Source organism: Pseudomonas sp. (genome assembly GCF_049645325.1).
Lineage (GTDB): Bacteria > Pseudomonadota > Gammaproteobacteria > Pseudomonadales > Pseudomonadaceae > Aquipseudomonas.
The window spans coordinates 1-8,583 of record NZ_JBARTQ010000398.1 but is presented as its reverse complement, the minus strand read 5'-3'; the positions used below and the strand labels follow the sequence as shown (position 1 = coordinate 8,583).

At 62.4% G+C, this 8,583-nt stretch carries 2 protein-coding genes; both read right to left on the bottom strand.

Going from position 1 to position 8,583, the window contains the following annotated elements:
• Window positions 1–1,879: condensation domain-containing protein (locus WBB95_RS17325; RefSeq protein WP_424488702.1), on the bottom strand; the 1,879-nt coding region annotated here is incomplete at its 3' end.
• Window positions 1,880–8,583 (bottom strand): amino acid adenylation domain-containing protein (locus WBB95_RS17320; RefSeq protein WP_424488701.1); only part of this gene is annotated, 6,704 nt, incomplete at its 5' end.

Sequence of the window (8,583 nt, the reverse complement as noted above, 5' to 3'; positions counted from 1 at the left end):
ACGTTTGCAGGCCTTCTGGAACAGGTAATTGAGCCCGCAACGCCTGCTGAGTCAACAGCAAGCCAATGCCGCTGTCCTCAATCATGTACTGCAAGCGCTCCTGCGGATACTCCGGGTCAAACGGCACATAAGCCCCGCCCGCCTTGAGGATCGCCAGCAAGCCCACGACCATTTCGATGGAACGTTCAACCGCAATGCCGACCAACACATCCGGGCCCACGCCATGCGCAATCAGCTGATGGGCCAACTGGTTGGCGCGGGCATTCAGCTCGGCATAGCTCAGCCGTGTTTCACCAAACGCTAACGCAGGTGCGTCCGGAGTTTTCAACACTTGCGCTTCGATCAACTGCTGAACCGAAGTGTCCAGTGGATAGGCTTCGGCGGTGGCATTCCAGCCTTGCACAATCAGTTGTTGTTCAGCCCGGCTCAACATCGCCAGCTCACCGACAGCCCGATTCGGCGTCTCAACAATGCCTTGCAGCAGCGCCAGCCAATGTTGCGCCATGCGCTCGATCCTGCCGGCATCAAACAGGTCCGTGGCGTAAATAAACGATGCGCAAAGGCCGTCATCCGCCTCATGAACTTCAAGGGTCAAATCCAGCTGCGCCACCTGGGTATCCCAGGTCACCCCTTCCACACTCAAACCGGGCAATTGCCGCGCCGGGCCGGTCTGCCGCGCCGCGCGCTGATGATTGAACATCACTTGGAACAGCGGGTTGCGACTCAGGCTGCGCTCCGGCGCCAGGGCTTCCACCAGTTGCTCGAATGGCAAATCCTGATGTGCCTGGGCAGCCAGCGCGTGCTGCTTGACCTGCCGCAGCAGTTCGATAAACGTCAGGCCATCAGAAAAGTCGGCACGCAAAATCTGGGTGTTGACGAAAAAGCCGATCAGCCCCTCGGTCTCGACACGATTGCGGTTGGCAGAAGGCGCCCCGACGCGGATATCGTTTTGCCCGCTGTAGCGGTGCAACAGCGTTTGAAATGAAGCCAGTAACAGCATGAACAGCGTGGCGCCTTCACGGCGCGCAATCACCTGCAGGGCCTGGCCCAACGCCTGCGACACCGGAATATCACAGCGTGCGCCCCGGTAACTCTGCACCGCCGGACGCGCGTGGTCCTGCGGCAATTCAAGCACCGGCTGTTCGCCGCCCAATTGCCCGATCCAATAGGCCAATTGCCGCTCACGCTCACCGGCTTCCATCCAGCTGCGCTGCCACAAGGCATAGTCGGCGTACTGGATCGCCAGGGGCGGCAATTCAGTGGGTTCATTACGGCAATAACCGCCATAGAGCGCGATCAACTCATTGACCATCACCTGCATCGAACTGCCGTCAGACACGATGTGATGTTGCACCACCAGCAGTACGTGATCTTCGTCGCTGATGCGCAACAGCTTGACCCGCAGCAGTGGGCCTTGCTCAAGGTCAAATGGCAGACGGATTTCACCTTCGACCCACGCTTTCAGCGCCGCCTCGTCGGCCACCGCCGCGTGTTCCACGCTGATCAGCAGGGGCAGTTCTGGCTCGATCAGTTGGCGCATCACCTCGTGCTCACGCACAAACCGCGTGCGCAGGCTTTCATGGCGCGTGATCAGCCCGTCGAAGCTGCGTTGCAGCGCGTGCAGGTCCAGCGTCCCGCGCAGGCGCAGCGCCGTGGGGATATGGTAGGCGGCGCTGTCCGGTTCCAACTGCCAGAGAAACCATTGGCGCTCCTGCGCGTAGGACAGCGGCAGGCTGTCGAACGCGGACTGCACTTCGGGAATCGGCAAGTTAGCCGGTGATACCCCTTGCGCCAGCATCTTTTCAAGGTAGAGCCTGCGTTTGTCCAGCGCCAGCGTGATGAAGCGTCGGGCGATACTTGCAGCGACGGTGCTGTCCATTTACACGCCCTCCATTTCGTCGAGCAGGTCTTCCAGCAAGCTGAGCGTCGAGGCGCTGACCTGTTCACCGCTGCGCTGCAATTGCACTATCAGGTCACCCAGTACCGGGTATTGGAACAACAATTGCGGGACCAGGGTCATGCCAAGTTCGAGTTGAATACGCGACACAATATTTATCACCAGCAGGGAGTGACCTCCCAGTTCAAAGAAATGGTCAGTCATGCCGACCTGTTCCAGCTTCAAGACATCGGCCCAGATCGCCGCCACCTTGCATTCAAGTTCACTCACGGGCGCGACATACACCTGCTGCTGCAAGCTCGCGTCCGGTGGCGGCAAGGCCTTGCGGTCCAACTTGCCATTGGCGGTCAGTGGCATGTTTTCCAGCAACAGCAGGTGTGCCGGCACCATGTATTCAGGCAGATGCGCCTTGAGGCCAGCGCGCACGGTTTCGCGCCACGCCGCTTGATCCGCCAGCGGCGCAGACGCCACCAGGTAAGCGACCAACTGTGTGCCGCCCGCGCCCTCGGTGGCTACCACCACGGCTTCACGCACCAACGGCAGGTCTCGCAGGCGCGCCTCGATTTCGCCCAGTTCAATCCGGAACCCCCGGATTTTTACTTGATGGTCGATGCGCCCTGCGTACTCGATGACGCCATTGGCGCGGTAGCGCGCCAGGTCGCCGGTGCGGTACAAGCGCCCGCCTGCATGACTGAACGGGTCTGCCACAAAGCGCGTGCTGGTCAAGTCGGCACGGTTCAAATAACCGCGGGCCAAGCCGGCACGCCCCACGTACAGCTCGCCAATACACCCCCTCGGGACCGGGTTGAGGTCGGCATCCAGTACATACCAGGACAAATCCGCAATCGCCGTGCCCAGCGGGCTCGATGAACCGTTGCCCAAGTCAGCCAACGACAGCGGGCGGTAGGTCACGTGCACGGTGGTTTCGGTGATGCCGTACATGTTGATCAATTGCGGTGACACGTCGCCAAAGCGCTCGAACCACGGCCGCAGGCTGCTCACCTCCAGGGCCTCGCCGCCGAACACCACATAGCGCAACGATGTGCTGCGCGAGGCTTCACTCGTACAGGCCACCTGCATCAGTTGCTTGAAGGCCGACGGTGTCTGGTTCAACACCGTGACCTGTTCGGCGCAGAGCAGTTCGAAAAACGCCTGCGGTGAACGGCTGACCTCCTGCGGCACAATCACCAGGCGGCCACCGTGCAACAACGCGCCGAAGATCTCCCACACCGAAAAGTCGAATGCGTAGGAATGGAACAGCGTCCAGCAATCTTGCGGGCCAAAGTTGAACTCGCCCTCGGTTGCCTCAAACAGGCGCAGCACATTGCGATGGGGCAGCAAGGTACCTTTGGGTTTGCCTGTTGAACCGGAGGTATAAATCACGTAGGCCAGGTGGTCCGGCCCCACGTCGACCTGCGGGTTGTGCTCGATGGCCGGGTAGTCACCCTGGATCGACAGGTTGCGCACGCCCACAGGCGTCGGTTGTGGTCGTTGGGTCAACAGCAGTTTCAAGCCGCTGTCTTCGATCATGTACTGCAAGCGGTCGGCAGGGTATGCCGGGTCCAGCGGCACATACGCGCCGCCGGCCTTGAGAATCGCCAACAGGCCCACCAGCATGTCGAACGAACGCTCCACCGCAATGCCCACCAGCACTTCCGGGCCGACGCCCTCGGCGATCAAGGCATGGGCCACGCGATTGGCTTGACGGTTGAGTTCGCCATAGCTCATTTGCTGGTCGCCCAGCACCAGCGCCACAGCACCGGGGGCTCTGGCGGCCTGGGTTTCAATCAATTCGTGGATCGAGGCAGCCGGGGCAAACGTCGCGGGTCGCGCGTTCCACTGTGTGAGGGTTTCCAGGCGCTCGTCGTCCGTCAGCATCGGCAGCTCACCGACCCGGCACTGAGGCTGCTCGACCAGGCTGTGCAACAGCGCGCGCCAATGCTGCGCCATGCGCGCGATCGTCGCCGCCTCAAACAGGTCCGTGGCATAGGTGAGCGAGGCCTGCAACTCGCCCGCGCTTTCGTAGGTTTCCAGGGTCAGGTCGAACTGCGCGGTATGGGTGTCCCAGTCCAGCCCTTCAAAACCCAAGCCGCACACCTGCCGTGCCTGGGCATCGTGCCGCGCAGCGGTCTGGTGGTTGAATAACACCTGGAACAACGGGCTGCGGCTCAGGTCACGGTCCGGGGCCAAGGCCTCGACCAGTTGTTCGAACGGCAGGTCCTGATGTTCCTGCGCCGCCAACGCCTGCTGCCTGACCTGTTGCAGCAGTTGATCAAAGCCGCAGTGAGGATCGACCTCGGCCTTCAAGACCTGGGTATTGACGAAGAAGCCGATCAACTTTTCGGTCTCGCGGTGATGGCGGTTGGCAACCGGCACGCCGATGCGAATATCGCGTTGAGCGCTGTAGCGATACAACAACACCTGGAACGACGCCAGCAGCAGCATAAACAGCGTCACACCCTGTTCCCGCGCCATAGTCTGCAAGGACGCCGCCAACGCACTCGGCAACCCGATGTCCAGGCGCGCACCGCGATGACTTTGCACGGCCGGACGCGGGTAATCCAGGGGCAGTTCCAGCACCGGCGACGCTCCGCCCAGGTTCGTCAGCCAATAGGCCAATTGCCGCTCGCGTTCACCCGCGTCCATCCACTGGCGCTGCCACTGGGCATAATCGGCGTATTGAATCGGCAGGGCTGATAACCGCGCGGGCTGGCCCTGAGCTGTGGCGGCATACACCTCCACCAGTTCTTCAACCATGACTTGCATTGACCAGCCATCGGAGACGATATGGTGTTGTGCGAGGACCAGCACATGCTCATCAGCCGCCAACCGTAACAGCTTGATGCGCAACAGCGGTCCCTGGCGCAAGTCGAACGGCTGCTTGAGTGTCGCGTCGATGCTTGCACGCACGAAGGCATCGTCCGCGCCCGTGGCATCGTGCAGCGCGATGTCCAGGCGCACCGGGGCACCAATCACTTGCACGGCTCGGCCATCGACCTCGGCGAAATGCGTGCGCAGGCTCTCGTGCCGCTCGATCAGCTGATCAAAACTGTGTTGCAACGCATCGACATCCAGCGGGCCACGCAAGCGCAACGCGGTGGGGATGTGATACGCGCTGCCTTGCGGGTCCAATTGCCAAAGGAACCACTGGCGCTCCTGGGCATACGACAAGGCCAGCGGTTGATCGCGATCGACGCGCACCATGGCCGTCGGTGCAGCGATTTCACCCGCCTGACCCAGGCACGCCACAAAGGCCCGCAAGGTGCTGTGTTCAAACAGCGCCTTGAGCGGCAGGGCAATCCCCAGCGCATGCCGCACTCGGGAAATCACCTGCGTGGCAAGCAGCGAGTGCCCGCCCAGTTCGAAGAAGTGGTCGTTCAGACCGACCCGCTCCAGGCGCAACACGTCTGCCCAGATGGCTGCAATCTGCTGTTCCAACGCCGACACGGGCGCCACGTGATGTTGCTGCAAGGCCGAGACGTCCGGCTTCGGCAGGGCCTTGCGGTCCAGTTTGCCATTGGGCGTCAGCGGCATGCGTTCGAGCGCCAGCAGATGAGCCGGCACCATATAGTCCGGCAAGCTGCGCTTGAGCTCGGCCTTGAGTGCCTCGCACCATGGCAGCGAGGGCGCGTCCTGGTGCATCGGCACCACATACCCGACCAACTGCTGCCCACCCGGGCCGGCATGCGCCACGACTGCCGCATCACGTACCGACGCCTGCTCCAGCAGGCGCGCTTCCACTTCGCCCAGTTCGACGCGGAAACCACGGATTTTCACTTGATGGTCAACGCGCCCCTGGTAGTCGAAAACCCCCTCTTCACGGCGGCGTACGCGGTCGCCACTGCGATACAAACGGGCGCCGGGCGCACCAAACGGGTCAGGCACAAACCGTTCGGCAGTCATGCCCGGACGGTCCAGATACCCACGCGCAAGGCCTTCGCCACCGAGGAACAGTTCACCTGCCACGCCGTGCGGCAATACATCCAGGTCGGCACTCAATACCCAGGCACTGCGATTGCCAATACGACTGCCGATCGGCGCGTACGCCGCACCGCAATGGGCCTGGGCGTCAGCCTTCCAGATCAGCGGCGTAACCACAGTCTCGGTAGGGCCGTAACCATTGATGATGTGTTCAGGCTTGAGCGCATCGCGCACCCGTTCAAAGCTGTCGTTAGGCACCGCATCGCCACCAAAGCAATAAATGCGCACACGCGGTGGGTGGCCATGGCGCTCGGCGTGTTCGGCCAGTTGCAGCAAATACGCAGGCGGGAACGCCACCACGCTGACGCCATGTCGATGCATTGCCGCATAGGTCTGTTCAGGGCTCCACAAGCTGTCATCACGCACCACCAGGCGGCTGCCGTGGGTCAGGGCGGTGAGCCAGCGCTCATGGGCGCCGTCAAACGCGAAGGACATGAAATGCAGCTCACAGTCGTCTTCGGTCATCGCATAACGCTGGCCGATAGCCTCGCAGTGCATCGCCAACGGGCCGTGGGCCACGCACACGCCTTTGGGTTGACCGGTAGAGCCTGAGGTGTAGATCACGTAGGCCAGGGTTTCGTCATGCACGCCTGCGTCAGGCGTTACATCAGGCCACGCGGCGAGCTCGAGGCTGTCGAGATCAAGCGCCAACAGCCCTGCAGGCAGTGGCAGTTGCCCGCGCAGGCTTGAATCGGTCAGCAGCAAGCCGATGCCGGCGTCTTCCATCAGGTAGGCCAGGCGCTCGCGGGGGTAACTCGCGTCCAACGGCACATAGGCGCCACCTGCCTTGAGCACAGCCAGCAACGCCACCAGCATCTGCGGGCCACGCGGCAAGGCCACGCCCACCCGTACCTCGGGGCGTACGCCCTGCGCCACCAGGTACTGTGCCAGGCGGTTGGACTGGCTGTGCAGTTCGGCAAAGCTCAGCACCACGTCATCGAACAGTACTGCCGCCGCGTCAGGGCGGCGCTGTGCCTGTGCAGCGATACGCTGATGCACATACCGCGCGTCATTGGCCGGCACCGGCTGGTTACTCGCCTGCAGCTCGGCGTAATCCTGCGCGCCCATCAGCGACAGATCACCGAGGCGCGTCTGTGGTGCACGGCTCAATTGCTCCAGCAAGCCTTGCAATTGACCGTGAAGGCGGCTGACCTGCGCAGCGCTGAAATGCTTGCACATGAAGCTGTAGTGCAGCTCCAGTTCTTCACCCAGGTTGCAACCCAATGTCAGTGGATAGTTGGTCTGCTCACGGCTGGCAACCGCGCCAAAACGCAAGCCGTCCGGCGCGCCGCGCTGCAACGCTTCGGAAACCGGATAGTTCTCGAAGACCAGCAAGGTGTCGAACAAGGCTTCACCGCCCTGCCCGGCCCAGCGCTGGATATCGAACAGCGGTGTGTGCTCATGCTCGCGCAGCCCCAGGTTGATGTCCTGTACCTGCTGCAACCAATCGGCTACAGACAGCTGCGGGTCCGGGCATGCGATGACCGGCAAGGTGTTGATAAACAGACCGATCTGCTGCAGGGCGCCCGCAAGCTCCGTCGGGCGCCCCGCCACCGTCGCCCCGAAGGCCACGGTCGGCTGGCCGGTGTAGCGTTGCAGCACCAGCAACCACGCGGCCTGGAGCATCGTATTGAGGGTGACTTTCTGCTCGCGGGCAAAGTGCGCCAGGTGTTTGACCTGCTCGGCGCCCACCACATGAACCTGCTGCTGATAACCCTGCAGGTCCGCCTGCGGCACGTTGCCCACCACGCTCTGGGCCAAGTGGGTGGGCGTTTCCAGTGTTGCCAGTTGCGCTTGCCAGTAACCCTGCGCAGCGGCGGCATCCTGGCGTTGCAGCCAGTCGATGTAGTCTCGATAACGGCCGACATGCCCGACAGCCTGCCCGCTGTAGCGTTGGAGCACCTCACCCAGCAGCTGCGAGTTGCTCCAACCGTCCATCAAGATGTGGTGATGGGTGTAGATCAGTTCATGTTCTTCAGGGCCGGTGCGCACCAGCCGCAGACGCAACAGCGGTGCCTGGGCCAGGTCGAAACCACGCCGACGCTCCTCGTCCGCCAGGCGTTCGAGGCGTTCGGTGAGGTCGTCGTGAGCCTGCCAATCGAACAGTTCGACGGGCAGGTTCAGCTCGCGCTGAACAATCTGCACGGCGTGCGGCAAATCACCTTCCCAGACAACACTGCTGCGCAGGATCGTGTGGGCATCCAGTGCAGCCTGCCAGGCCGCGCAGAAGCGTTCGGCGTCGAGGCCTTGGACCCGCAGGCGCATCTGGTTGATGTAGTCGCCGGCGTCCTGCTCCAGAAGGCTGTGGAACAGCATGCCCTGCTGCATCGGTGACAGCGGGTAAATGTCTTCTACCGTGCGCGCATTGATCGGCAGGCTGTCGAGCTGCGCCTGGCTGAGGTGCGCCAGAGGGAAATCCGACGGCGTGACGCCAATGTGGGCGCTGTCAGTGCAGTGTTCAATCAGCGCCGCCAGTTGTGCTGCGTACTCATCGGCCAAATATTGCAGGGTTTGCACATCGAACATCTGTTCGCTGAAGGTCCAGGCGATGCTCAGTTGGCCGCCAAACACCTGACCGTCGAGGGTCAGCCAGTTGCCAAGCGGTGCCAGTGGGCTCTGGTCGAGCCCGCGGTCTTCTGTTGCCGGGGCAAACAACGCGCCTTGATCGTCGTCAAAGCTGGCGTCGAACTGGCCAAGGTAATTGA